The sequence below is a fragment of the Rheinheimera sp. ATLC3 genome (assembly GCF_059429535.1).
The window spans coordinates 895,945-922,415 of sequence record NZ_CM182103.1; the positions used below are offsets into that span (position 1 = coordinate 895,945).

The 26,471-nt window shown below is 48.5% G+C and carries 23 protein-coding genes; 7 read left to right on the forward strand and 16 right to left on the reverse strand.

From position 1 onward, the window contains the following. Nucleotides 1-8: 8 nt before the first annotated feature. Entirely contained in the window at nucleotides 9-2,966 is a 2,958-nt protein-coding gene (locus AC5SV9_RS04245; RefSeq protein WP_475153002.1) for a bifunctional diguanylate cyclase/phosphodiesterase, read from the reverse strand. A gap of 109 nt (nucleotides 2,967-3,075) precedes the next feature. On the opposite strand from AC5SV9_RS04245, the gene AC5SV9_RS04250 reads away from it, so the two are divergent. After that, on the forward strand, nucleotides 3,076-3,525 hold the full coding sequence (locus tag AC5SV9_RS04250) for a c-type cytochrome (RefSeq protein ID WP_475153000.1): 450 nt from the start codon (nucleotides 3,076-3,078) through the stop codon (nucleotides 3,523-3,525). 24 nt (nucleotides 3,526-3,549) lie between these two features. On the opposite strand, the gene AC5SV9_RS04255 is transcribed toward AC5SV9_RS04250, so the two are convergent. Further along, nucleotides 3,550-4,200, reverse strand: a complete 651-nt coding sequence (locus AC5SV9_RS04255) for a cytochrome b/b6 domain-containing protein (protein WP_475152999.1) — start codon at nucleotides 4,198-4,200, stop codon at nucleotides 3,550-3,552. A 55-nt stretch (nucleotides 4,201-4,255) separates the two neighbouring features. Between AC5SV9_RS04255 and AC5SV9_RS04260 the strand changes: the two genes are divergently transcribed. Further along, complete coding sequence (locus AC5SV9_RS04260; protein WP_475152997.1) at nucleotides 4,256-6,601, forward strand: penicillin acylase family protein; 2,346 nt, start codon at nucleotides 4,256-4,258, stop codon at nucleotides 6,599-6,601. 180 nt (nucleotides 6,602-6,781) lie between these two features. Next, nucleotides 6,782-7,936, forward strand: coding sequence for a chorismate mutase (locus AC5SV9_RS04265; protein ID WP_475152996.1), 1,155 nt, complete (start codon nucleotides 6,782-6,784; stop codon nucleotides 7,934-7,936). Nucleotides 7,937-8,050: 114 nt separating this feature from the next. Here the strand turns inward: AC5SV9_RS04265 and AC5SV9_RS04270 are convergent, their stop codons facing one another. The 4 genes from AC5SV9_RS04270 to AC5SV9_RS04285 form a co-directional block, all read right to left on the reverse strand. Next, complete coding sequence (locus AC5SV9_RS04270; protein WP_475152995.1) at nucleotides 8,051-9,052, reverse strand: DUF4238 domain-containing protein; 1,002 nt, start codon at nucleotides 9,050-9,052, stop codon at nucleotides 8,051-8,053. Between the two features lie 181 nt (nucleotides 9,053-9,233). Further along, nucleotides 9,234-9,629, reverse strand: a complete 396-nt coding sequence (gloA2, locus tag AC5SV9_RS04275) for an SMU1112c/YaeR family gloxylase I-like metalloprotein (protein WP_475152993.1) — start codon at nucleotides 9,627-9,629, stop codon at nucleotides 9,234-9,236. Between the two features lie 192 nt (nucleotides 9,630-9,821). Then, the gene (locus tag AC5SV9_RS04280; RefSeq protein WP_475152992.1) at nucleotides 9,822-10,796 is read right to left on the reverse strand and encodes a tetratricopeptide repeat protein; all 975 of its coding nucleotides are present in this window, start codon (nucleotides 10,794-10,796) and stop codon (nucleotides 9,822-9,824) included. 96 nt (nucleotides 10,797-10,892) lie between these two features. Next, complete coding sequence (locus AC5SV9_RS04285; RefSeq protein ID WP_475152990.1) at nucleotides 10,893-12,299, reverse strand: MBL fold metallo-hydrolase RNA specificity domain-containing protein; 1,407 nt, start codon at nucleotides 12,297-12,299, stop codon at nucleotides 10,893-10,895. A gap of 142 nt (nucleotides 12,300-12,441) precedes the next feature. Between AC5SV9_RS04285 and AC5SV9_RS04290 the strand changes: the two genes are divergently transcribed. Further along, nucleotides 12,442-13,323 carry an LOG family protein gene (locus AC5SV9_RS04290; protein ID WP_475152988.1) on the forward strand — a complete coding sequence of 294 codons (882 nt, stop codon included), beginning with the start codon at nucleotides 12,442-12,444 and terminating at the stop codon, nucleotides 13,321-13,323. Here the strand turns inward: AC5SV9_RS04290 and tyrA are convergent. The 8 genes from tyrA to ffh all read right to left on the reverse strand — a co-directional run bounded on the left by tyrA (nucleotide 13,320) and on the right by ffh (nucleotide 19,929). Next, nucleotides 13,320-14,441: a bifunctional chorismate mutase/prephenate dehydrogenase gene (gene tyrA, locus AC5SV9_RS04295; RefSeq protein WP_475152987.1), complete on the reverse strand. Its 1,122-nt coding sequence runs from the start codon at nucleotides 14,439-14,441 to the stop codon at nucleotides 13,320-13,322. The two genes, AC5SV9_RS04290 and tyrA, sit on opposite strands and share 4 nt — an antisense overlap. Nucleotides 14,442-14,451: 10 nt before the next feature. Further along, nucleotides 14,452-15,510, reverse strand: a complete 1,059-nt coding sequence (locus AC5SV9_RS04300; protein ID WP_475152986.1) for a 3-deoxy-7-phosphoheptulonate synthase — start codon at nucleotides 15,508-15,510, stop codon at nucleotides 14,452-14,454. A gap of 229 nt (nucleotides 15,511-15,739) precedes the next feature. Beyond that, on the reverse strand, nucleotides 15,740-16,357 hold the full coding sequence (locus tag AC5SV9_RS04305; protein ID WP_475152984.1) for a DNA-J related domain-containing protein: 618 nt from the start codon (nucleotides 16,355-16,357) through the stop codon (nucleotides 15,740-15,742). A gap of 57 nt (nucleotides 16,358-16,414) precedes the next feature. Continuing rightward, complete coding sequence (gene rplS / locus AC5SV9_RS04310) at nucleotides 16,415-16,774, reverse strand: 50S ribosomal protein L19 (protein ID WP_134059544.1); 360 nt, start codon at nucleotides 16,772-16,774, stop codon at nucleotides 16,415-16,417. Between the two features lie 12 nt (nucleotides 16,775-16,786). After that, nucleotides 16,787-17,584 carry a tRNA (guanosine(37)-N1)-methyltransferase TrmD gene (trmD, locus tag AC5SV9_RS04315; RefSeq protein WP_475152983.1) on the reverse strand — a complete coding sequence of 266 codons (798 nt, stop codon included), beginning with the start codon at nucleotides 17,582-17,584 and terminating at the stop codon, nucleotides 16,787-16,789. Beyond that, the gene (gene rimM, locus AC5SV9_RS04320) at nucleotides 17,584-18,111 is read right to left on the reverse strand and encodes a ribosome maturation factor RimM (protein WP_475152981.1); all 528 of its coding nucleotides are present in this window, start codon (nucleotides 18,109-18,111) and stop codon (nucleotides 17,584-17,586) included. Before rimM ends, trmD begins: the two co-directional genes overlap by 1 nt. A gap of 29 nt (nucleotides 18,112-18,140) precedes the next feature. Beyond that, nucleotides 18,141-18,392, reverse strand: a complete 252-nt coding sequence (gene rpsP / locus AC5SV9_RS04325) for a 30S ribosomal protein S16 (protein ID WP_134059552.1) — start codon at nucleotides 18,390-18,392, stop codon at nucleotides 18,141-18,143. A gap of 169 nt (nucleotides 18,393-18,561) precedes the next feature. Beyond that, complete coding sequence (gene ffh / locus AC5SV9_RS04330) at nucleotides 18,562-19,929, reverse strand: signal recognition particle protein (RefSeq protein ID WP_226765979.1); 1,368 nt, start codon at nucleotides 19,927-19,929, stop codon at nucleotides 18,562-18,564. A 149-nt stretch (nucleotides 19,930-20,078) separates the two neighbouring features. Between ffh and AC5SV9_RS04335 the strand changes: the two genes are divergently transcribed. Together AC5SV9_RS04335 and AC5SV9_RS04340 are read left to right on the forward strand one after the other, a co-directional pair. After that, a complete protein-coding gene (locus AC5SV9_RS04335) occupies nucleotides 20,079-20,885 on the forward strand; it encodes a cytochrome C assembly family protein (protein WP_273021192.1) in 807 nt (268 codons plus the stop codon). A 65-nt stretch (nucleotides 20,886-20,950) separates the two neighbouring features. After that, the gene (locus AC5SV9_RS04340; RefSeq protein ID WP_134059561.1) at nucleotides 20,951-22,219 is read left to right on the forward strand and encodes an HlyC/CorC family transporter; all 1,269 of its coding nucleotides are present in this window, start codon (nucleotides 20,951-20,953) and stop codon (nucleotides 22,217-22,219) included. A gap of 41 nt (nucleotides 22,220-22,260) precedes the next feature. Here the strand turns inward: AC5SV9_RS04340 and AC5SV9_RS04345 are convergent, their stop codons facing one another. Both AC5SV9_RS04345 and gshA read right to left on the reverse strand, forming a co-directional pair. Further along, a complete protein-coding gene (locus AC5SV9_RS04345) occupies nucleotides 22,261-22,893 on the reverse strand; it encodes a transglycosylase SLT domain-containing protein (RefSeq protein ID WP_475152978.1) in 633 nt (210 codons plus the stop codon). Between the two features lie 122 nt (nucleotides 22,894-23,015). Continuing rightward, nucleotides 23,016-24,617 (reverse strand): glutamate--cysteine ligase, encoded by a 1,602-nt coding sequence (gshA, locus tag AC5SV9_RS04350; protein ID WP_475152977.1) that lies wholly within the window; start codon nucleotides 24,615-24,617, stop codon nucleotides 23,016-23,018. Nucleotides 24,618-24,858: 241 nt separating this feature from the next. Between gshA and AC5SV9_RS04355 the strand changes: the two genes are divergently transcribed. Continuing rightward, nucleotides 24,859-26,403, forward strand: coding sequence for a methyl-accepting chemotaxis protein (locus AC5SV9_RS04355; protein ID WP_475152975.1), 1,545 nt, complete (start codon nucleotides 24,859-24,861; stop codon nucleotides 26,401-26,403). The last annotated feature ends 68 nt before the right edge of the window (nucleotides 26,404-26,471 follow it).

Here is a 26,471-nt window from a genome sequence, read left to right on the forward strand (position 1 = left end):
ATTAAGAATTAACTGTTAATTACATAGTTCAGGCGGCTAAGCTCTTGCTCAGCCAGTGGCATACTGAAGTAATACCCCTGAACCTGGTAGCAAGCATTTTTTCTTAAGAATTCAACCTGTTCGGCAGTTTCCACCCCTTCAGCCACCACACGCAGATTCATCTTCTGTGCCATAGCAATAATCGCAGCAACAATATCCATGTCGTTACGATCATCCGGGATATCTTTGACGAACGAGCGATCTATTTTCAGCTCGTCTACCGGAAAACGCTTTAAATAACTAAGCGAAGAATAGCCTGTACCAAAGTCGTCGATAGATAAAGACACACCCAGACGCTTTAACTGATTTAACTGGTTAATAGCCGCATCGGTGTCTCCCATCAGCATACTTTCGGTAATTTCGAAAATAACACTGGCTGGATCGGCGCCGGTTCGTTGCAGAATCCTGGCAACAATTTCCGGCAAGTTATCATCGTTAAACTGCCGTACAGACAAATTAATTGATAACGATACGTTATACCCCCGGCTGTGCTGACGCGATAAAAAGCGGCAGGCTTCCCAGATGATCCATTCGCCAATCTGTACGATTAAACCCGTGCTTTCTGCCACAGAAATAAAGCGCAGCGGTGGCACCAGCGTATTGTCTGGTCGTAACCAGCGCAACAGGGTTTCGTAGCCGATGATGGTATTATCGCGAATATCAATTTTTGGCTGGTAGTAAAGTAAAAACTGATGCTCACGGATAGCCTCACGCAGTTGGTTTTCAATCAACAAACGCTCATTGGCTGCTTCGTTCAAATCCGGGCTGAAGAAGTGGAAGGTATTTTTACCCCGGGCTTTGGCTTCATACATCGCCAAATCAGCATGCTTTAACAGCAATTCTTCTTCTGATGCATCCTCAGGCGCAACGGTAATGCCGATACTGGCACTTATCGATACTTCCTGATTACCCAGCTTCACCGGCGCCGCGAACGCCTGCTGCAAATTGGCAGCAATAGCCGATGCCTGTGAGCGATCTTTAATGCCGCTGAGAATAACGGCAAACTCGTCGCCGCCCAGACGCGCTATCGTATCTTCCTCACGCAGTCGACTGATCAGACGTTTGGATATTTCTTTTAGCAGTTCGTCGCCGGCGTCGTGCCCCAGTGTATCGTTGATGCGTTTAAATTCATCCAGATCGAAGTACAGCAATGCAAAGTTGTAATAACCACGATGCGACATCGCAATGGCTTTTCGCAGCTGGTCACGAAAATAGCTGCGGTTGGCCAAGCCGGTCAGCACATCGTAATACGCCAGTTGCTCCATTTTTTTCTGGCTTTGCTTAATAAAAGAAATGTCCTGCATAGCACAAACGTAATTGGTTATGCCGCCTTTATCATCACGGATCGGCGCAATCGCCAGCGATACCCACAACTGACGTTGCTTATGCTGCAGCAGCATATCTCCCCGCCAGTGATGCCGTTCGGCCAGCGTTTGTACAATCTCTTCGCCAACATGATGCATCTCTTCAGCAAACAAGTTGTTTAGCGGCTGGCGCAGATGATCGTCAGTGCCACCTAGCATTTCGATCAAAAACGGATTGATATACTCAATGTTCAGAAACTGATCGGTCAGAACAATGCCAGAGCTGGAAAAAGATACCGCTTTACTAAGCTTACGGGCTGAACGCTCTGCGGCTTCCTTTTCTTCAATCCGTTCGTTCAGACCACTGACTAAATCAGATATTTCCTCTGACATGCGGCCAAACGCCTGATTCAGCAACCCTATTTCATCTTGCTTATTGTCCAGCAAAACATGCTGCAAATCGCCCCGGGACAGACGATTTATTGCGGCTGAAAGCCGGTTTAACCGCTTCAACACAAAGTGATATATCACCAGTTGCAACATCAACGCGACAAGTAAAGCTACCAGCAAAGATGTCACCAGCAGCTTGCTACGAAACTCGTCCAGTGCCGCCAGTACTCTGGCTTTCTCTGAGTATACTGCGACGTGCCAGCTAAGACGACTGACTGGCGCTGACGAAATGAGGTAATCAGCCACCATTGTGTCAGGCACTTTGGTGGAATAATTTTGTGTTGCTACAGCAGTGGCGTATTGTTGCAGTACTGCATTACCAGGCTTAACTCCGGCGTACAGTGTATTCATGGCAGGATTGTCAGCCAGCTTTTGCTGCTGGGCGCTGAACACTATGCCTTGATCATCAAATAAAAATGCACTGCCCTGCAGCACACTATCGGCCATTGGCAGCTTTTGCAGAATGTCATCAAGGATATAATCTGAGCCGGTTACGCCAATAAACTCATCATTGACATACACAGGAATAATCAGGCTGGTCATCCATTTCTGCCAGATATCATCATAATATACCGGCGTCCAGCGCGGTTGGCGGGCCGGGTTTTGTCCCGGCGTCGCTATCTGATAAAACAAATCTTTGTGAAAATCATGCGATACTTCTACCTGCATTGCCCAATCAGCCGGCGAAATACGGATAAACTGCTCTTTGGCAATAAAGTAGAAATTGAAGAAATCATGCAGCATCAGTGGCGATAACTGCTGCCAAATCAGTGCTGTACGCTCAAACATGGCAGCTGTTCGCCCTGTGTAAGCGCCCGCTGCAACAAAGGCGCCGGAAAAATCATCCTGCACACGGATACTGCCATCAGCCAACGCAGTCAGACTTTTATTACTGTTCAGACGCTGTAGGCCAAGCGAGCGGGCCACCACCTGATTAGCTGATATCGCTTTTTGCTCTTTTTGCAAAACATCGTGGTCCAGCTGCCTGGCATAACGTGCAGCCTGCTGCTTAATCACCTGTTGTTGCTGCTCCAGCGTAATGCTTTCCTGCAGGCTCAATACCACATAACCAACGGTAAAGCCGGCAATGACAATAGCCAGAAAAACCACCAGTGCGAACTTGCGCCCCAGCGAATCCATGCCTTGTGGTTTAACTAAATTAACGTCCTTCACTCACTCTGCCTGATTACTAAAACTATATGATTATTGGCAAGATATCGCTTTCTGTTAAGATACGACTTCATCATTATTGCATGTAAATTCATCAAAAGAGAACGATACAATGAAAAAACCCCTGCTAGCCGCTTTATTACTGTCACTGACATCTGCTGCTTATGCCGGCAGCGCCTTTACTGACGCCAAAGACAGTGTTACTTACCGCCAGGCTGCTTTTCAGATGATCCGTCATAACATGGCTGATATCTCAGACATGTTAAAAGGTGACGTAAGCTACGACGCTCAGCGCGCCAGCAAACGCGCGACCGCGCTAGCCACCTTAACCACCCTGCCGTGGGAAGCGTTTAGTGTACCTGGCGCAGAACAGGGTGGCGGTGATGCTAAGGCTGCAATATGGCAGAACCTGCAGGATTTTAACAGCCTCGGCGAAAAACTGGCGGCGGATGCAAAAGCATTACAATTGGCAGCAGACAGCGGCGATCAGGCGGCTCTGCGTAAAGCCTTTGGTACCTTCGCCCGTAACTGCAAAGCCTGCCACGACGATTATAAAAACTAAGTTTTTAATTTCCGGTGCTGCTACTCAAAGCAGCGCCAATAATGCCCCGCCCTGCCACCACAGTAATACAGCCAGTACAACGGCAAACACAATAAAGAATACGCTGCTGTTGCGAAGCTGCGGTTTTTGCTGTGATGTAACAGTATCCTTGCCGGTTATCATCACTGTCAGCACATTATGCAGCCGTGCACTGTGCCAAAGCGCCGCGACAACGTGTACAGCAATGGCGGCCAGCAGAATATTAATATTAATGCTGTGAATATCAGACGCTATTTCAACCCAGCTACCGGGCAACATGCTTACCAGCGGGCCGTCGCTGAGGTAACTATTGTCAAAAGTAGCAAGGCCTGTCAGTAACTGAACGCCAACCAGAATCAGCAGTAACACTATCATATAAAACGACGCCGGATTGTGACCGGCCACTGCAACCGGGCGCCGTAAATAATGTATGGCGGCAAGCGGTGTTGCAGCAAAGCGGCTAAAGCGGGCGCTGTCACTGCCAATAACTCCCCAAATAAGACGGGCAACAACCAGCGCAGCTAAGGTATAGGCCAGCAACTGATGCTGGGCCATCAGGCCTTCTTCACCGGTGTACCACAATGCTGCGATCAACAAGACCTGGCTCCAGTGGAAAAAACGGACAGCGAAGTCCCATACTTTTACTTTCTGTGACATTGTGTCTGGTCTCCGTTATGCTAAGTTTTTGATTTTATACCAGAGAAGAGCAAAGATGAATTGGTGGAAATGGCTGCTTAGCGCCTTAATATTGCTGCTGACCTTATCTGCTGCAGCAATTTATTCCCTGCTGTACCTCAGTTTGCCGGATTATAACGGCTCGCTTACCAGCAGTATAAATAACACAGCCCGGCTGGAGCGCGATGCGCTGGGCTACCTGAGCGTACATGCTGCCAACCGCAATGATGCAGCGTTTGCGCTGGGTTTTGCCCATGCACAAGAACGCTTTTTTCAAATGGATATTTTAAGGCGCAATGCCGCAGGCGAATTAGCGGAGTTATTTGGTGAGCGGGCGTTGAACGCAGATAAAAAACTGCGGACGCATCGCTTTCGCCAACGTGCCCGTCAGGCATTAGCCGCGCTGCCGGACAATCAACGCCAGTTGCTCTCAAACTATCGCCTCGGGGTTAATGAGGGCCTGGCGGCGCTGTCGATTAAACCGTTTGAATATCTGTTACTGGGCCAGAACCCGGCAGGCTGGCAAGACGAAGACTCCTTTTTAGTTATCTACTCGATGTATCTTGACCTGCAAAGCAGGCTTGGCCGTGACGACTACGCGATGACGGTACTCAAACAAGCACTGCCGGGCGACTGGTATCAGTTTTTACAACAGCATTCCGATATCTGGCAGGCTGCCCTCGATGGTAGCCGGATTGAGCCGGTTAATCTGCCAGAGTCTGACTACCCGCCACTATTGCGCCAACCAGACATGGCCTGTAATAACTGTCTGTTAATGGACAGCGCCGATATCGGCAGTAATAACTTCGCCGTTGCCGGTAGTTTAACGTCGCATGGCAGTGCCATTCTGGCTGACGATATGCATTTAGGCATCCGCGTACCGGGCACCTGGTATAAAGCCCAACTTAACTGGCGTGAAAATGGCAACATGCACACCGTAACCGGCCTGACATTGCCTGGCACACCTGCCGTTGTTGCCGGTTCAAATGGTGCCTTAGCCTGGGGCTTCACTAACAGTACCGCCGACTGGCATGATCTTGTCGCGCTCAAATTATCCGAAGATGGTAAGCGCTACCTTACTCCTGATGGCTACAAACCACTGATAAACCTGTATGAGACCATTAAAATTGCCGGTCAGGCTGACCAAACCATTGAATTGACAGAAACCCAGTGGGGCCCGGTGGTGCAGTTTGGTGATAGCCCGCTTTATGCGCTGCGCTGGGTCGCATATGACGATATTGCCGTAAATTTCCGTTTAATGCAGCTGGAACAAACCTTTACGGTTGACCAGGCATTGCAGCTGGCACCTGATGTCGGTGTCCCTGCGCAGAACCTGCTGGTTGCCGATAGCCGCGGTGATATTGGCTGGAGCATAATAGGGCCAATCCCCAACCGCCAATTGGATGACTTTGATACAGCACAGGACTGGAGTGATGGCAGCCAGGGTTGGATTGGTTACCATAGCGCACAGCAACAACCTCAGCTTAGCGGCAGTGACCGCTTATGGACAGCGAATGCCAGAATGATTGGTGGTGAGGCCTATCAGCTGATTGGTAACGGCGGTTATGATTTAGGCGCCCGGGGCTGGCAGATCCATCAGGGGCTGAATGCGTTAAAACATGCCGATGAGCAGGCCCTGCATCAGATACAGCTGGATAACCGGGCACTGATGCTGCAGCGCTGGCGTGATTTGTTACTGGAAGTGCTGGATACAGACACCGTAGAGCAGCATCAGTTACAGTCTTACCGCCAGTTTATCGTCAGTAGCACGCAGCGCGCAGCAACAGATGATGTCGGTTACAGCCTGGTCAGAGCCTTCCGTCAGCAGTTGTTGCAATTGCAGTTTGCACCGTTGTCAGCTTACCTGGAACAGCACGGCGCCCGCAGCCAGGATTTAAAATACCCGCTGGAAGCGCCGATGTGGCAGTTGCTGCAACATCGGCGCCCGGACACCTTGCCGCCAGGCTTTGCCGATTGGCCAGCGTTATTGCTTGCTGCGGTACTGCAAAGCAAAACGGAGCTGGAACAACAATATGGCAGCTTAGCGCAAAGTAACTGGGGCACATTGAACGAAGCCAGAATTCAGCATCCGCTGGCATCAGCCATTCCGCTATTAGGCGACTGGCTGAACATGCCGGCAACGCCGATGAACGGCGACCGCCATATGCCCAGGGTACAGTTGCCCGGCTTTGGTCAGTCAGAGCGCATGGTCGTCGCACCGGGGCAGGAGCAGCTGGGTATACTGACCATACCGGCAGGCCAGTCCGGCCACCCGTTGTCACCGTTTTACCGGGCCGATCATCAGTACTGGTTAAATGAGGTTGCGTTGCCCTTTTTACCGGGTGAGAAAAAATATCAGCTGTTGCTAACCCCACAGGGTTGACTTTAGCCATCCAGACGGACTATGTTAGCAGCCATGAAAACTGTATTTAGCGCACTCAGCTTTTTTAGCTTTACCACCTTATATGGGAGGCGGTAAGCTGCGCGCGCAGTAAAACCAGAAAACCTCCCCTTGTGGGAGGTTTTTTTTTACCTGTTTAGCACACAACCTGAGATATAAAACATGGAACTGGATGAAATACGTCACGCCATCAGCGATACCGATCAGCAGCTGTTGGGCTTGCTCGCCAAACGGCGTCAGCTGGCATTAGCAGTAGCTGATGCCAAACTGGCGCAAAATAAACCGATACGCGATCAAAAACGTGAGCAGGAACTACTGGTGTCTCTTATCAGTCAGGGCAAACCGTTAGGATTAGACGCCCAGTATGTTACCAGGCTGTATCATGTGATCATTGAAGACTCGGTACTGCAGCAACAGGCAAAAATTCAGGGCCAGCTTAACGGCACCGACAGCCCGGCAGTACGGGTAGCCTTTTTGGGTGGTCAGGGCTCTTACAGTTACTGGGCAACCCAAAAATACTTTACCCGCCGCGCCGAGCGTATTATTGAACAGGGCTGTGACAGCTTTAATGAAATTGTGCAGGCAGTAGAAACCGGCCATGCCGATTACGCCGTGCTGCCGATTGAAAACACCTCGTCAGGCAGTATTAACGAAGTTTATGATTTACTGCAGCATACGCGGTTATCTATTGTCGGCGAACTGACCCACCCTATCGCGCATTGTTTACTGGGTTTACCAGGCACCGATTTAAGCAAAATCCGCCAGGTGTGTGCTCATCCGCAGGTTATTACGCAGTGCAGCCAGTACCTGCAAGGCTTGTCACAAGTGAAAATTGAATACTGTGACAGCTCATCTGATGCTTTCACCCGTATTAAACAGCAACAAGACCCGACTGTCGTTGCCATAGGTGGCGAAGAAGGCGGCCAGTTGTATGGTTTGCAAGTACTTACCCGCGATTTAGCTAACCAGAAAGATAACGTCAGCCGTTTTATTGTAGTGGCACGTAAACCTGTTACCGTGGCCAAAGCCATACCGGCAAAAACCACCTTTATTATGTATACCGGCCAGCAACCGGGGGCGCTGGTAGATGCATTGCTGGTGCTAAAGCAGCACGGTATCAGCATGGCGAAGCTGGAATCACGGCCAATAAACGGCAACCCGTGGGAAGAAATGTTTTATGTTGATGTATTCGCAAATCTGAGCGATTACGCCATGACCCGCGCACTGGAAGAGCTGAATAAAATTACCAAGTTTATTAAGGTATTAGGCTGCTATCCCAGTGAAGATATAGAACCAACCCAGGTTACTGCCGGCTGATAAGCTCGTTAGACAGGGGCTTGAAGCCCCTGTCTAACCAAATCTGCATCACAGTATGTACCTTGCGCCTTACCTTTTATGCTCATAAGCTATGCGTACAGCTTTTTGTTATATTCACTCTATCAAACCTTGTTTTCGCAGATGTTCGTCAGTAACACCAAAAACAGAAAATGGATTTATACCTTCTGCGAACTCAATTCCATAAAAGGGATTAAATGGATATTCCCTATATGAAGGGTAATCCACGTCATCGGCCGCTGACATAATGTTTGTTATGGACTCAATTTCCATAGCCTCCGAATAATCATTGTTTGCAGAAGATAACATAAATGGTATTTGAGGAAATACACCGAGAATCTGGAGTGTCATATGGCTAACTGCTGGGCTATTGTCCCTCTTGGCAACAATTATTGATGAACTCGCGGACTTCAAGAGTTCAAAATTAATACTCCATGCATCCCCTTTTTCTAGCTGCAGGAATACTTGTTTTGGAAGCGGTAACTCCATTCCTTTTGGAAGCAAAATTGTTTCAACTGCTGAACAAGCAACGAAGCATAGCTCAGGTGTCAAAGGATAAAATATAGTACTTGAAGGGTTATTAAGAAAGCCAGTCATGTATACAGGATTGTCTGTACGCATAAAGAAATCATTTTCGTGAGCTTTGAGTATTACCCAGTTTCTTGCAGCAATATATTTGTTTTCTTCGCATCCTGCACAACCTAAAATTGTGTTTTTATAGGAGTAATCCCCACCATTTAAACTTTCCACATAGTCTCGGTATTTTAAAAAACTGGGCGTCCGAATTGCTTGCGTGACAATAAACTGCCCCCACTTCATTCGCTCGTCAGCAGTTAAGGCTACACCTCTAATTATTTTCTCATAAAGTATTGAGCTTTCGTTTTCTAACTCACTGTCAAACCGGTCCTCCAGCTCTTGCGAGTACAGGTTTAACTCATAACCCCACGCTGTTTTTCCTTTATCTTTATTCGAATCAATAACACACTGCCTATGCTCACAGTAGTAATAATACTTGTATTGCCATCCGGCTTCTTCACTAGTCCAATACTTGTTTGCAAATACTGGACTGAAGTGATTTTTTCGTGTGTTTTTCGACATAAATTAAATTTGGCACCTAGATCGCTAAAAAATATGTCCCACTGCCTTGGTTTGTTATGCGCTTTTAGGCTCAAGAAAAGCCAAGCCGATTAATAATCGAATTCCATTTTTCTTTACTAAATTCCATGTTACAAACTGCACAGGCATGTTCAAAATAAGTCAAAATCGTGGCGGCTACGCATCAGCGCTGATACAACTCCAGCGGCAGGCCGTCGGGGTCTTGAAAGAAGGTAAAAGCTTTTCCGGTAAACTCGTCGATGCGGATGGGTTCTACATCAACGCCGTTTTGCGTTAAGTAATCGGCAAATTCTGCGACGTTATCTACCACAAATGCCAGATGGCGCAGCCCCTGTGCTTCAGGCTGGCTGGGCCGTGGCGGTGGATTGGGAAAGCTGAATAGCTCAATTTGGTTGCCATTGGGCAAGGCTAAATCGAGCTTCCAGGAATCGCGCACAGCGCGGTAGTTTTCGGCCAGCACTGTAAGCCCTAAAAGCTCAGTGTAAAACCGCTTTGAAGCGGCATAGTCGCTGCATATTATCGCAACGTGGTGAATAGTATGAAGCTGTGGTTTGCTCATAAAAAAAGCCTGAAGTTAGTCTAATACCAGTCAGTTGAGCTTGCGGCTGCCATCAGTTTGCCCACACCAACACGCCGTGAACCCAATCCCTGGGGGCTCCTCTCAGCCCATCCAGGGCTGAGACGGTTGGCTTAGGACAAACCGATTCCGCTTAAATGTTAAGCATTATGAAGTTAGTCAGGCCTTAGTTTATCAGAGCAGCTTTTGCAGCTCATCTTTTAGCTGCTTATCCTGGGTGGACGCCAGCACAGGTTTAAGCAGCTGCTCGGCTTTATCCTGTTGCTGTTGCGCGATATACAGTTGCCCCAAACGCAATTTTGCCCAATCGATATTATCAGCTGCAGGTTGCTGTTCAATAAACTGCTGCAATGCACTGATACCTTTATCATGATCTGTCTGCCCTTTTACGGCTGAGCGGCCAATCTGATACAGTGCCTGGGCTTTTGCATCCACGGCTGCGTCGTCATCTGCTGGCATCGTCAGCGCCTGCTCAAACAAGGATATTGCTTTGGTATGATCATCAGCACGGGAAAAGGCAACGCCACGTTGTAAGTAGCTTTCAGGGCGCTTGCTCAGTAGCTCATCTTCAGCCAGTAACGCAGTAAATACCGTATCATCGGTTAAATCAGACGCGTTCAGCGCCAGTAAAGCGCCCTGCAACGGGTCTAACTGTTTTAATTTCTGCGCCAGCTTTAAAGCTTCTGCTTTATCACCACCCGCTATACCTGGCGCCTGATTCAGAAAACTGCCAAGCGCTATGTAGCTGCGCGGGTTATCCGGAGATAGCTCAAGTGCAGTCTGATAGGCCTTTTTACAGCGCTTGGCGTACCCCAGGGCACTGAACATGCTGGCACCGGCGGCCAGATTACAACTGACCGTAGCATACCAGTGTTGATAGTCGGCATTATTGGCACCGTATTTAACGGCTTTTTCCAGCAGTTCTTCAGCCTGCTCGTTGTTGTGCATCAATGCTTCAGTCTGCCCCAGCAACGCCAGCAGATCGGCATCTTTAGTTTTGCGTGTGACCAAAGGTGATAGCAACGCATGAGCTGCTGTGTAGTCCCCTGCCAGCCACAGCGTTTTAACCTGCGATGCTACCTCGGGCGAGGCGGCCATTACGGTATTGCAGAACAGTAATGGCGCAAGAATCATGGCATATTTGTGCATAGTGCAACCTTTTATCAGCAGTAATTTTGCTAAGCACTATAAGATACCGCCCGCAACCTGACCATAGGTAAAAAGTAACAAAATGCATCTTTGGCACTACAACTCAATAACATCGCCTTTAGCGGGTATTTGGGCCTGGATCCCCAGCTCTGACAGCTGCTGTTGCAAAATGTGCTGAGCCTGAGGTTCACCGTGCACCAGATAAAACTCAGGTTGCCCGCCGATTGCCTGAGCCCAGCTCAGGAGCTCGCTCTGGCCGGCATGCGCTGAAAAACCGCCAATGGTATGCACTTTGGCTTTTACGACGATATCCTGGCCAAACAGCCTGACCCGCCTCTCACCATCAACCAGGCGCCTGCCAAGCGTGCCCATCGCCTGAAAACCGACAAAAATAAGATGATTCGCACTTTTCCATAAATTGTGTTTTAAATGATGCACAATGCGGCCGCCGTTACACATACCGCTACCTGCAATAATAATGGCGCCGCCGCTTACCCGGTTTATCGCCATCGACTCGTCAACACTTTCTGTCAGGCGCAGCATGGGCAATAAATCCTGTAACTGCATGCCTTTTTTAAAGCCAATAGCGGCCAGATCTTTCTGGTCCAGGCACTCCAGATAGTCGTTATAAATATTGGTAATATTGATAGCCATAGGGCTATCGAGAAAAATCATCCGCTGTTTTAACCGGCCCTGATGATGCAACTGTGCCAGATAATATAAAATCTCTTGCGAGCGCCCGAGCGCAAAAGCCGGGATAAATACGTTGCCGCCGTCTTTATTCGCTTGCTCCAGTGCCTGCGCCATCTCATCCAGTGAGTTGTCTAAATTCTGATGATTGCGATCACCATAAGTCGATTCCATTAGCACGATATCTGCCTCGCCAATGGCACTGGGATCATGCATCAGTACCGTGGCAGGGTTACCAAGGTCCCCTGAAAACACCAGCTTACGCATGGCTTTATGGCCTTTGAGCCATAACTGTATTATCGCAGACCCAAGAATATGCCCGGCATCACTAAACTCCAGCTCTAATCCTGGCAGCGGTGTAATGCGCTTTTTATAGCCTAAGGTTTCGCACAGCTGCACAACCCTTTCAGCGTCTTGTACGGATAGCACCGGGTCCTGTATTTTTCTGCCGGCCCGGGCGGCTTTCTTATTTTGCCACTCTAAGTCTTTCAGATATAAATGCACCGAGTCTTTCAGTAGCACCGGTAACAACTGAGCCGTGCCTGGCGTACAAATGATTTTGCCATCAAAGCCACGCGCCACCAGCAGGGGCAGTAAGCCGCTGTGGTCAATATGTGCATGTGACAGAATAACCAGATCAATATCTTTGGGCTTAAAGGCAAAGCGGAACTTATGCCACTCGCGAATTTGATCTGCCCCCTGCACCATGCCGCAATCCAGCAGGATCTGCTTACCGTTAATTCTTATCAGGTAACAGGAGCCGGTAACTTGCTGAGCAGCCCCGACAAACTGCAGTGTGGCGGAAAGTGGCATAAAGATAATCCTCGTCATAACGTTTTAATGGTTATAGCGCAAACTTAAGCATTAAAGATTAGCCTATATCAAACAACATGTTAGTTTTACCGTTATGCTGTAACTCTTATAGGCTGAAATACGCTATTACCGGAGCAGATTAATGACAGACGATCCACATCAATTACACGAGCGTCACCTGACCTCTGCACAACAATCAATGCAGGCCGTTGAAACATCAAAACAAAACAGCGCCTACCGGCTGGCTTTTGCCGATAACGATTTTCTGATGCAGGATGAACTACGCCATGTACGCTTACAGCTGGAATATTTAAAACCGCAACTGGTGTTAGAACAGCACAATATAAAAGCCACGATAGTAGTATTTGGCAGCGCCCGCTTTTTATCCGCAGAGCAGGCGAAAACGTTACTGATTAAAGCAAAAGCCGCTATAGCAGAAACAGATAGCGCGGAACACAGACTAGCTTTGAAGCATGCCCAAAAGCAGCTGCATAACAGTAAATATTACACCGCGGCGCAGCAATTCTCGGCGCTGGTTACCCGCTACAGTTGCTGTAAACCGGATAACGCCATGACCATTATCAGCGGTGGCGGCCCGGGCGTAATGGAAGCCGCGAACCGCGGCGCGATGGATGCCGGGGGCTCAAGCATTGGCCTGAATATCGTACTGCCGAAAGAGCAGCAACCCAACCCTTATATAACGCCACAGTTCTGTTTTCAGTTTCACTACTTCGCGATCCGCAAAATGCACTTTTTACAGCGGGCCCGGGCGTTAGTCGCGTTTCCGGGAGGCTTTGGCACCCTGGATGAGCTGTTTGAAACCCTAACACTGATCCAAACAAAAAAAGCCGTCCAGGTACCCGTCATTTTGTATGACAAAGCCTTCTGGCAAAAACTGATAAACTTCGACATGCTGGTAGAAGAAGGCCTCATCGCTGTCGAAGATATAACGCTTATTCAATATGCGGATACACCGGAACAGGCGTGGCAGCTGATTGCAGATTTTTATCAGCTTGCACGTTAACTGCGGCTATCCGCTGCTTTTTGCAGTAGCTGCTTGCTCTCGTGCAAAAACTGGCCTGCCAGTTCACCAAAATAGTGCTGGCCTTTACCAAATTGCGCCATTAAACCAGCCTTATCTTTGGCTTGCAGTAACGCCAGCAGCTGATTAAAACGCTGCTGATAACGCTCTAACAGCGCGGTGACTTCACAGGATGACAGCATAATATCGGCGTATAACTCGGCATTTTGCGCAAATAAGCGCCCCACCATCGCCAGCTCCAGCCGGTATATTGGTGAGCTTAGCTGAAGCAGTTCGTTTAAATCAGCGTTTTCATCTGCCAGATGCACACCATAGACCAAGGACGAAAAATGTCGCATCGCCTGGATCAGTTGCATGGCGCTATCATGCTCTGCCGCTTGTTTAACGGCTAGCTCAGCCCCCCAGACATTGAGCTGTTTCAGCAGCCACTGATATTCATTTTCGGCGCGGCCATGACACACCACTACAACCTGCTTAACGAGATTAGTAATGTCCGGGCCAAACATCGGGTGCAGCCCGACAACCGGACCACTATGTTTAGCCAGCATGGCGCTAAGTGGCTGCGCTTTAATACTGGTGATATCGGCCAGTACACAATTAACCGGCAAAGGTGGTAATTGTTTAATAAGCTGTTCGGTCAGCGTAATTGGTACCGCCATCAACACCAGTGCAGCGTCAGCACAGAGCTGCTCAGCCTGATGCCAGTCGTGCTGCTCCAGCACCACTACCTGGTAGCCAGAGCGCTGAAACAGGCTGACGAAACGTGCGCCCAAAGCACCGGCGCCCCCGACAACCACAATTTTACCGCCACCTCCACGACAGCAGACAAAGCCGCTTTCCTGCGTCTGATAGGATTCACGCATGATTCGCCTGAGCACATCCTCAGCCAGATCGGGTGACACCCCAAGTGCCGCTGCCTGTTCCCGCCTTGCGCTCAGCAGTGCCTGCTCGCGTTCTGGCACGTAAACTGGCAATGCATATTGCTGTTTAATTTTACCAACCTGGGCGGTAACGTTGGCGCGCTGAGCCAGTAACGAAACCAACTGGCTATCAATGCTATCTATCTGCTGCCGCAGAGGCGCTAAAGCCTGCTTCGCCATATCACTCATGTCAGGCGGCCGCCACTGCCGGTTGCATTTGCTGATGGATAGTGGCCAGCAACGTTGCCGTCGTATCCCAATCAATACAAGCATCAGTTACTGATACACCGTATTTATCGGCTTTACCGTTTGTTAAATCCTGCCGGCCGGCATATAAGTGGCTCTCCAGCATAATGCCGATAATGGCATCATTGCCAGCCAGACGCTGCGACAACACGTTTAGTGCCACTTCACCCTGCCGGTTATGATCTTTGTTCGAGTTACCATGGCTGCAATCAACCACTATGCCACGCGGTAAATTCAGTTTATCAAGCTTAGCCAGCGCTTCGCCTATGCTTTGCTCATCGTAGTTCGGCTTAGCACCGCCACGCAGAATAATGTGACCATCCGGGTTACCTGCCGTTTGCACCAGGCTCACTTCGCCGCGCTGATTAATACCAATAAAGCTGTGGCCGCTGGCTGCTGATTGCAGCGCATTTAAGGCAATATTTAAATTGCCGTCAGTACCGTTTTTAAAGCCGACCGGCATCGATAAGCCACTGGCCATTTCACGGTGAGTTTGCGACTCTACTGTACGGGCACCGATGGCAGACCAGCTGATTAAGTCTGACATATACTGCGGGCTGATAGGATCCAGCGCTTCAGTTGCCGTTGGCAGCTCCATTTCGACCATCTTTAGCAGCAACTCCCGGCCCCAGGTTAAACCAGTTTCTAAATCAAAAGAATCATCCAGGTGCGGGTCGTTAATAAAGCCTTTCCAACCTACGGTGGTCCGGGGCTTTTCAAAATACACCCGCATGACGATGTACAGACTATCCGCATATTCCTGCTGCAGCTGTTTTAACTTCTGTGCGTACTCTATAGCCGCGACCGGATCATGAATTGAGCAGGGGCCTGTAACCACTAACAAACGTTTATCACGGCCGTGCACTATATTGGCAATATCATTGCGGGCGTGCTGGACGAACTGCGCCCCCTGCTCTGACAGCGGTAGCACTTTTTTTAGTACAGCTGGCGGGCTCAGCGGCTTTTCGGCCACTATACGTAAATCATCAACTATCTTGCTCATGCGAAAACTCCACCAAGGTGTTGCAGGCATTAAGCATAGGTAAAAACACTGAACTTGCTAAGGCGCGCCCTTACGTAAACTTATTTATACACTGCGTAATCATTAAAGTACAATTTCGGCATAATAAAGATCCAAACAACTAACGTCAACCCGCCACAAGCCAATAAAATCAAGATAAGCACAGAAATACCACAACACAAAAATTGTAATTTTTAATTTACAGACAAAGTCAGAATAGCTTTATCAGTTGTTGATAAGCCTGGCGCAGCAAAATAAATTGTTGCGCGTCACCACCACGGTCCGGATGCAACTGCAGCGCTTTAGTACGGTAAGCTTTTTTCAGCTGAGCGAGATTAAAATGTGCCGGCAACTGCAAAAGTGTTTCAGCCTCGGCCTGACTAAGCATCAACTGGGTTGATTGTGGCGCGGCAAAATGCTGCCAGAATGCACTCAGGTGCTGATCGAGCAGTTGCTCGGTCATATGATGGAAGTTTTGCCAGTTCAGGTAATACTGCCGCCTGCCATCGTGAACATCAGATACAGGCGCTTGCGATACCGACAACAACCGCACTTTGGCCAGTTCAACACTGAGATAGCCCTGCTGCAAATCCAGCAGTTGCTGTTGCACACGGTATAGCAGATGGTACAGCACAAAATGCAGCTGAAAACGGTTCATATCGTCACTCAGCGCAATGTCACTATGTAGTTTCAGCCCAAGTCGTTTAAGCAGATATTGCTCTTCTATAGCCTGGCCGGCAACAGCTTGCGGCTCGCAGACCAGATTAAGCAGCTGGTGTTGTAATAAGTTCAGAACAGGTTCTGTCAGGGGGGAAGTATGCATAGTCATGGCACTACCATGCCAGAAAGAAAAAAGGCCGACAAGTGTCGGCCTTTCAAGGGTAGCTTAGTTAAGCTTTTCGCGGATACGCGCTGATTTACCTGAACGATCGCGTAAGTAGTAAAGCTTAGCACGGCGAACGGCACCACGACGTTTAACAGTGATGCTGTCTACCAGCGGACTGTGCGTCTGGAATACACGCTCAACACCTTCGCCATTAGAGATTTTACGTACAGTGAAAGAAGAGTGCAGACCACGGTTACGCTTGGCGATAACTACGCCTTCGTAAGCCTGTAAACGGGTTTTGTCACCCTCTTTAACTTTAACCTGAACAACTACAGTATCGCCCGGCGCAAACGCTGGAACGTCTTGTTTTAACTGTTCGTCTTCAAGTTGCTTGATGATGTTTTGGCTAACTTTGCTCATAACAATCTCACTTTACCTGGAATAACTGTCTTCTTGCTGCCCCGTCCGGCACTCTTGCTGATGTTCTTTTTGGAACTCAGCCAGTAACCGTCGTTGCTCCTCAGTCAGAGCCAGGAGATTTAACATATCTGGTCGTCTCAGCCAGGTTCTCCCAAGAGACTGCTTTAAACGCCAGCGTCGTATATTTTCATGGTTTCCACTCAGTAATACTGCGGGAACCTGTTTGTCTGATAACACTTCCGGCCTTGTGTAGTGCGGGCAATCAAGCAAACCGGATGCAAAAGAATCCTGTTCTGCTGACTGTTCATGCCCCAGTACTCCTGGTACTAAGCGTGACACTGCATCTATCAATGTCATCGCGGGCAATTCGCCGCCACTTAACACGTAATCACCAATTGACCACTCAGAATCAATTTCGCTTTCTATTACGCGCTCATCAATGCCTTCATACCGGCCAGCTACTAACAGCAGCTTAGAATATTGCGCCAGTTCAGCGACACCTTGCTGGTCCAGCTTGCGGCCTTGCGGCGACAAGTACACCGTGTGTACACCTTCTCCTGCAGCATGCTTGGCGGCGCGTATTGCATCGCTCAGCGGCTGCACCATCATCAGCATACCGGGGCCACCACCATAAGGCCGGTCATCCACAGTGCGATGTTTGTCCGTTGTGAAATCACGCGGGTTCCAACATTGCAGCTGCATAATGCCCTGCTTCACAGCACGGCCGGTCACCCCATATTGCGTTATTGCTTCAAACATCTGCGGGAACAGTGTTACTACACCAACCCACAACTTATTGTTCTCAGGCATTAAAACGCCGGGTCCCAGTCTACGACAATGCGACGCTCGGTTAGATCGACGCTTTTAATCACTGTATCCATTAAAAACGGCAACAACCTTTCTTTCTGACCAAATGCATCGGTACGGTTAGCTTTAACCACTAAAACGTCGTTAGAGCCCGTTTCCATCATGTCGCTCACTTCACCTAAGTGATAGCCGGCCTCGTTAATTACTGCCATACCCATAAGGTCTTTCCAGTAATACTCGCCCTCTTCTAATGAAGGTAGCGCTTGGCTTGCTACGGCAATTTCAGCATTAACATAACGCTGTGCCAGATCACGATCATTGACACCATCCAGTTTCGCTATCAGGCCATTACTATGGCGCTTCCAGCTAGACACCTGCACTGGTTGCCAGTTACCCTGAAATTTTACTTGCCAGGGTGTGTATTCAAAAATCCCTTCCGGGAAGTCGGTGTAAGCGTTAACTTTCAGCCAGCCATTGATGCCGTAAACTGCACCAAATTTGCCAAGAACGACTAAATCTTTCTCACTCAAGCTGACTACTCCACACGACCTTTTGCTAATTAAGCAGCAGCTTTCTTAGCGTTTTTTACCAGAGTTGCAACGCGCTCACTCAGTGAAGCACCTTGTGCTACCCAGTGCTCAACGCGATCCAGATCCAGACGCAGTTTCTCTTCAGTACCGCCAGCGATTGGGTTAAAGAAACCCACGCGCTCAATAAAACGGCCATCACGAGCAAAACGGCTGTCCGCTACCACAACTTGGTAAAATGGACGCTTTTTCGCGCCACCACGTTGTAAACGAATAGTTACCATAAGGCCCTCTAATTTTATCGTTCAGGTTTTATCAAAAATAACAAAGCCCCCAGTCAGACTGAAGGGCTGCAGCATTTTACTGATTTAGAGCATAATTGCAAGGCATTTCGCGGCTTGGCAGCCTTTATCTGAAAGTGATAGCCCGCCTGGCAGCGGGCTTTTAGTATCGTTAGCGTGGAGGCAGCATACCCGGTGGCAGCTTGCCGCCCATACCGCGCATCATCTTCATTAAGCCACCTTTACCCGACATCTGCTTCATCATTTTCTGCATCTGGGTAAATTGCTTCAGCAGCTGGTTAATATCCTGCACCTGGGTACCGGAGCCTGCAGCAATGCGTTTTTTGCGCGAGCCTTTTAACAAATCAGGAAACTCGCGCTCTTTGGGGGTCATGGAATTAATAATGGCTTCCATTTTCACGAACTGCTTGTCGCCCATCTGATTCATTGCGCCCGCAGGCAGGTTTTTCATCCCGGGTAATTTATCAAGCATCGACATCATGCCACCCATACCGCGCATCTGTACCAGCTGCTCGCGAAAATCTTCCAGTGAGAAGCCTTTACCCTTCATCACTTTTTGCGCCATTTTGGCTGCTTTGTCGCGATCGACTTTTTGCTCAAGCTCTTCAATCAGGCCAAGTACATCGCCCATGCCCAAAATGCGCGAGGCTATGCGGTCTGGGTGAAACGGTTCCAGTGCATCGGTTTTCTCACCGGTACCGATAAACTTAATTGGCTTGCCGGTAATGTGGCGGATAGATAACGCCGCACCACCACGGGCATCACCGTCAGCTTTAGTTAAAATCACACCGGTCAGAGGCAATGCGTCGTTAAAGGCCTTAGCAGTATTCGCTGCATCCTGACCAGTCATGGCATCGACCACAAACAGGGTTTCAATCGGCTTCACTGCAGCATGCAGCGCTTTGATTTCATCCATCATCTCGCTGTCAACATGCAGACGACCTGCAGTGTCGACCAGCAGCACATCAAAGATACGGGTACGGGCATGGGCAATAGCGGCATTGACAATATCGACCGGCTTTTGCGACACATCACTTGGAAAGAACTCAACACCAATGTCTTTAGCCAGTGTTTCCAGCTGTTTAATTGCCGCAGGCCGATAAACGTCTGCCGACACCACTAAAACTTTTTTCTTTTTCCGCTCTGTCAGAAACTTAGCCAGTTTACCTACGGACGTTGTTTTACCCGCCCCCTGCAAGCCAGCCATCATCACAACCGCCGGCGGCTGAGTATTAAGCTTAAGTTCTTCGTTGGCTTCGCCCATAGCATCTTCCAATGCTTTACGGACAATTTTCAGAAACTCTTGGCCTGGCGTTAAGCTTTTGCTGACTTCAAGCCCGACAGAGCGCTCTTTTACCGTGGCAACAAAGTCACGCACCACCGGCAACGCCACATCGGCTTCCAGCAGTGCCATACGGACTTCACGCAGCGTATCTTTAATATTATCTTCAGTTAAACGCCCACGGCCGGTAATATTTTTTAACGTGGCACTTAAACGGTCGGACAGATTCTCAAACATGGTTACTCACTCTACAGCGATATTGGCGCCGATTATATCAAAGACTGAAGTTCAGCGCAGCCGTTAAGAAACTGTTGCGCATCACACTGGGCATCGGGTTAAAGTTGCAATACAATAGCAAGCCACCGAAATGAAAGGAAATAGCTCTGATGTCCACGGCACTGTTTACTGCATTAGCTTTACTTGCTTATCTGGTTGCCACCGGCTCAGTATTGCTGCGTATTTTTCATCCGCAAGGCCCGCATTTTAAAACAACCTTCAGTGCCGCAGTGCTTGGTGTCGTGTTACACGCATTGGTGCTGGGCGATATGCTGTTTACCGGGCAAGGCCAGAATTTTAGCCTGCTGAATGTCAGCTCCCTGGTATGCTGGCTCATTACCGTTGCCGTTACACTGACAGCTCTGCGTACCCCGATCATTTTACTGCTGCCTGTTGTGTATGGTTTTGCTGCCATGGTACAGCTGGCAGTGCTAACGTTGCCACATAATGTACAATTGCATCACTTCGAGCAAAACGTTGGTCTGCTGGTACATATTACGCTGGCATTTATTGCTTACGCCATTCTGATGATGGCAATGTTGTACTCATTTCAGGTGAGCTACATCAATAACAAGTTAAAGCAAAAAAACATTGCCGCCGTGACCCGGCATATGCCGCCGTTGGTTCAGGCAGAAATACTGCAGTTCCGGTTGTTGTTGGCAGGCACTGTTTTACTTGGTTTAGCATTGCTGGTTGCAGCACTGTTTATGGATAACTGGCTGGCAAAAGAAAACCTGCATAAAACCATTTTCAGCCTGCTTGGTTTTATTGTTTTTGCAACGTTATGCTGGGGCCATGCCCGTAAAGGCTGGCGCGGCAAAATAGCCAATACGTTAACCATCGCAGGCGCCGCTCTGTTAACACTTGGCTATTTTGGCAGCCGTTTTGTACGCGAAGTACTGTTAAATACACTTTAATCCTTGACTCAACAGGCACTTCGTAATATCAAGTACGGGTGTTTGGCAATACAGGTAATTAACTCTTGGACGACATATCGACGGGTACGCTGTTTATCATTCTTGGCGTGCTCCTATTCATATCTGCCTATTTCTCAGGATCTGAAACAGGCATGATGTCTGTCAACCCTTATCGTTTAAAGCATTTAACAAACGAAAATCATAAGGGTGCTATTAGGGTAAGCGAGCTGCTTAAGCGGCCAGATCGTTTAATAGGCCTGATTCTTATCGGTAACAATCTGGTTAATATCGCAGCATCAGCCATAGCGACAATTATTGGTATGCGTCTGTACGGAGATCTGGGTATTGCGATTGCCACCGTGGTGCTGACTATGGTGGTACTGGTGTTTGCCGAAGTTACCCCCAAAACCATAGCGGCATTGCACCCGGAACGGATAGCGTTTCCAAGTTCTGCGCTGCTCAAGCTACTACTTAAAGTGTTTTATCCTTTAGTGTGGCTGGTCAACTTTATTACTAACGGTATTCTGGCATTGATGGGTATCAGCCCGGAAAAACATCAGGGCAACAGCTTAAGTGCTGAAGAGCTGCGCACCGTAGTGCATGAAGCCGGCGCCCTGATCCCCGAACAGCACCAGAGCATGCTGGTCGGTGTGCTGGATCTGGAAAATGCCACGGTGGAAGATATTATGGTGCCGCGCAATGAAATTGTCGGTATCGATATCAACGATGACTGGAAAGACATAGAACGCCAGCTTGCAAACATGCAGTACAGCCGCATTTTGCTGTATCGCGACAGTATTGATGAAGCGGTCGGCTTCGTGCACCCGCGCGAATTAATGCGCTTATTACTGAAAGAGCAATTGACGAAAGCTACATTAATGCGTGCGGTCAGCGAAATTTACTTTATTCCTGAAGGCACGCCACTTAATACCCAATTGCATAAGTTTCAGCGTACTAAAGAGCGCATTGGCCTGGTGGTGGATGAATATGGTGATATTCAGGGCCTGGTGACCTTGGCAGATATTCTGGAAGAAGTTGTCGGTGAATTTACTACTGATATTGCGGAAGACAGCAATGAAGATATCGTAAAACAGCCTGATGGCTCTTATCTAATTGACGGTAGTATTAACCTGCGCGATCTGAACCGGGAAATGCATCTTGAACTGCCAACAGACGGTCCCAAAACGCTCAATGGTCTGATTTTAGAGTATCTGGAAGAAATTCCTCAGGGTAACCTTAGTATCAGGCTGTCTGGCTATCCGATGGAAGTGATCGATGTACAGGATAATATGATTAAAACTGTACGTTTGATGCCACATTTGAAAAAAGACTAATTGATAAAGCCGGGAAACCGGCTTTTTCTTCAAGCGGCTGCTCAGCCAAAAAACAAGCGCCATAACCAGCCACGCTTTAAATCTTCTTCACATTTATTCAGCTGACCGGCATACATTCTCGCCCGGCTGTCTACTTTCTTCGCGGTTTGTACCAGCCAGGCCTTTTTCTTGTAGCTGCCGCGTTTATATCCGCCCCAACCTTCATGGTAGTTAAGGTACTGGGCATAGCCGTCCCATTTCGACACACCATTTAAGCGCTGGCTTTTAGTGATATACCAGCCCATAAAATCGATTGCATCATCAAAGTTGTCACGACTGGCCCAAAACCGGTCTGCTTCTTTTACATACTCATCCCAGGTCACGGTTTTCGCCTGAGAATAACCATAAGCGTTACTGGCCCGGCCGTACGGGATAAATCCCAGAAACCAGCGCATCGGCGGGCGCGCATTATGCTTAAAGCTGCTTTCCTGATACATGATACTCATGGGCACATGAATAGGTACGCCCCATTTGTCCCTGACTTTAGCGGCAGCATCATACCAGTCACGGTGCTCGTAAAAAATTTCACAGAGATTAGAGGTGTTTTTCGGTGGCGGCGTAGCGCAGCCAGTTAAAATAACGGCAAAAACGCTACAACATAAAAACGGTGTAATACGGGACTGAACTTTTTTCATCCGGTTGATTCTAACAAGGTGCACGGACGCAACCAAGTTTTATTCTCCCTGGATATCACTTACGGCTACCAAATGGTAGCCGATTTTTTTGGCTTACTTTTACAATAAACAGCTTTTTTGCATCACACATCTTGTGCTTTATCGCACTTTGGCACTTCAGCATAATATTGCGCAATATATTGCTCAAAACTTATGTCGTCTTGTTGTTCAATCTGTTGTTGTTGTAGCAGCGATTGCGCTGCCGCCTCAGTAAATTGCTGCTCACTATAATACTGATAGTCTTCGTTGGCTAACTGCTGCTGATACTTAACAGACAGCTCAAGCATAAAGCGACCGTTATCTTGCTGAGCAGCAAGAAGATTATTCAGAACCTGGCCGGATACCGTTTGTGCCGGATCTAACAGCCCCATGTAAAACTGTTTAATCGCGCTGCTGTAGCGTTCAGTTGCGTAAGCTGAATCAAGGTATTGCGCAACCGGCATCATGTCAGCAAATAACTCTTCTGCCCAATCCAGCATCAGCCGTGGTTGCCCGCCCTGTATAATGTCAAGATTTCTGCGCCGGCCATCAGTGACCACTTTTTTCAGGTTTTGCTCTGTCACAGTCTGCTCTGACGCTGATAGCTGCGGACTGTCTTTCAGCAAACAGTACAGCAGAAATATGTCCAGAAAATGCATCTGTTCAGCAGTGATACCTACAGGGCTAAACGGGTTCACGTCTAAAGCGCGAATTTCGATATATTCTACGCCACGCTTGGCCAGCGCACAGGTTGGCCGCTCGCCGGATTGTGTTGTTCTTTTGGGCCGGATAGTAGAGTAAAACTCGTTTTCAATTTGCAGCACATTGGCATTTAGCTGCTGATACTCGCCATCAACCTTCACACCGATATTACGGTACTCTTCTGACGGCATACTAATAGCCTGGTGCAGCCCGGCAATATATTCATCCAGGTTGTTATAGGTAATGTTCAGGCTGGATTGTGCGCTGTTGGTGTAACCTAAGTCGCTCATGCGCAGCGATGTTGCATAGGGTAAATACAAAGTACCTTTGCCCAGCGCCTGAAAACTATAGCGGCTTTGGCGCCCTTCCAGAAATGACTGACACATTGCCGGCGAGGCTCCAAACAGATACACCATCAACCAGACATAACGTTTATAGTTGCGTATGAGCGATAAATATTGCTCAGAGATAAAACTCTGTAGTGGCCCGCTTTGCCCCAGTACCTGTTGATACTGCTGCCAGAAAGCTTCAGAAAAAGAAAAATTAAAATGCACACCACTGATAGCCTGCATCATACTGCCATATCTGTTGTGCAGCCCTTTACGGTAAAGGGTCTTCATTTTACCAACATTAGAGCTGCCATACTGAGCAAACGGAATTTCAGTTTGGTTGTGAATAAAACACGGCATACTGCCTGCCCAGAACTGTTCCCCGGCAATATTGCGGATCGTGAAGCGATGTATATCACTAAGTTGAGCCAGGGTAGTATCTATGCTGTCAGTAGCAGGGGTAATAAATTCAAGCAGTGACTCAGAAAAGTCTGTCGTTATCCAAGGATGCGTCAGAGCTGAGCCTAAAGCTTTGGCATGAGGGGTTAACGCCAGACTACCATCGGCTTTTACCCGCAACGTTTCCCGTTCAATACCGCGCCGAATTCCGGTTATTGCTTGTTTCAAAGGCGCTGAGTTCAGCATTGCCAGGCGTTGTTGTAAATTTGAGCCCAAGTTAATTCCTTATTTGCTGCAGGTTGCTGCTGAAGTTGGGGCATTGACGTAAAACTCAAGGCCGGGCTTTAATTTAGCCTGCTATTTGCAATTCAACAATCAGATATTTGTCCACTTAACCGGCACTTGCGTTAAACCGGCTGATAGCAGGCTGCAATTATTGCAACTGTGACTTAAACTTAGCCGCATCTACAGCCGCTATATACCATTCATGCTATATACCATTTATTAAATAGGCCATATGAACCGACGCAACCAAAATGTTATAAACGAGGAAGTCACTTTCAGTGCCGAACAGGAACTGGTCTCTACCACCGATTTGCGCGGGGTTATTACCTATGCTAATCCGGCATTTTGTCGGGTGGCAGGTTTCACCGCAGAAGAGCTAATTGGCAAAAACCATAATCTCGTCAGGCACCCGGACATGCCTGCGGCAGCTTTTGCTGATCTGTGGCAGAAGCTAAAACAAGGGCAATCCTGGCGCGGTTTGGTGAAAAACCGCTGTAAAGACGGCCGCTACTATTGGGTAGATGCCTTTGTTACGCCCATATATCAGCAGCAAAAACTGGTGGGTTACCAATCCGTAAGGGTAAAACCAGACGCCAAACTTATTCAGCGGGCAAACAAAAATTACCCGTTAATTGCATCTGGCAAGCTGCCGTCTGACTGGCGCAGTAACTTTGTTTTAAAGCGGATACTGGCGGCGATATTAACCTTACTCACTCTGGGTGGCGGCATCGCACTGTTCGGTATGCAGTTCAGCCTGGCCTTGCTATTACCTGTAATTTGGTTTGCATGCTGCTATGACGAGTTGTTTGTGATCCCGGCTAAACTGCAACAGGCAAAAACCAGCTTTGACAGCGTCTCGCGCTGGATTTATTCAGGCTTTGGCCCTTATGGTATTGCCGAATTTCAGCAGCAAATGTGTCAAGCAAGATTACGCACTGTACTGGGCCGCGCAACAGACAGCACAGCAACACTGAAAATCATTGCCGAAACACAGGCAGAAGCCGTGCATTTAACAGAGCAAGGTATTCATCAGCAGCATGACAAGCTGAGCAGTATTGCAACGGCCACATCGCAACTTTACAGCACAGTGCAGGATATAGCGCAGCGCACACAAGACACTCATAAACAGGTAAGTGATACACACCAAATCTGTCAGAATGCTAAAAACACCATGCAACAAACGGCAACAACAGTGCAGCAGCTGGCCAGCGAAGTTCAGGGTGCAGCAGCTACTGCAGATGGACTGGCGGTTGAAGCAGAGCGCATCGGCGCGGTAATGAGCGAAATTCAGGGCATAGCTGATCAAACTAACCTGCTGGCACTTAACGCTGCTATTGAAGCTGCAAGGGCCGGGGAACATGGCAGAGGCTTTGCTGTGGTTGCAGATGAAGTAAGAGCACTGTCGTCACGTACACACAATGCAACGGAGCAGATTAAACAATCGATAGGCGAAATTCAGCAGACCTTACTCAGTTGGGGCAAAGTCATGTTGCATAGCAGGCAACAAGTTGAAGTATGTGTCGATGAAACCCGCCTCAGCGAACAGCAACTGGCAGATATCTCGCGTATGATAGATCAGATAGCCCAGCTCTCTTCGCAAATTGCTACCGCGGCTACCCAGCAGGGCGTAGTTGCACATGAAGTGCAGCAGAGCGTGGAGCAGATACAAGATATTGCTAATAGTAATTTGGGCAATATTCAGATTGTCGCGGATAACAGCAATGCATTGCAGCAACAGGCCGGGAAAATAGCCGATTTGAACAAAAGCTTCGGCTGACAGACTCATTAGCTATAAAAGAAAAAACTCCGCCAAAGCGGAGTTTTTTATTGCTGATTCAGCAAGCT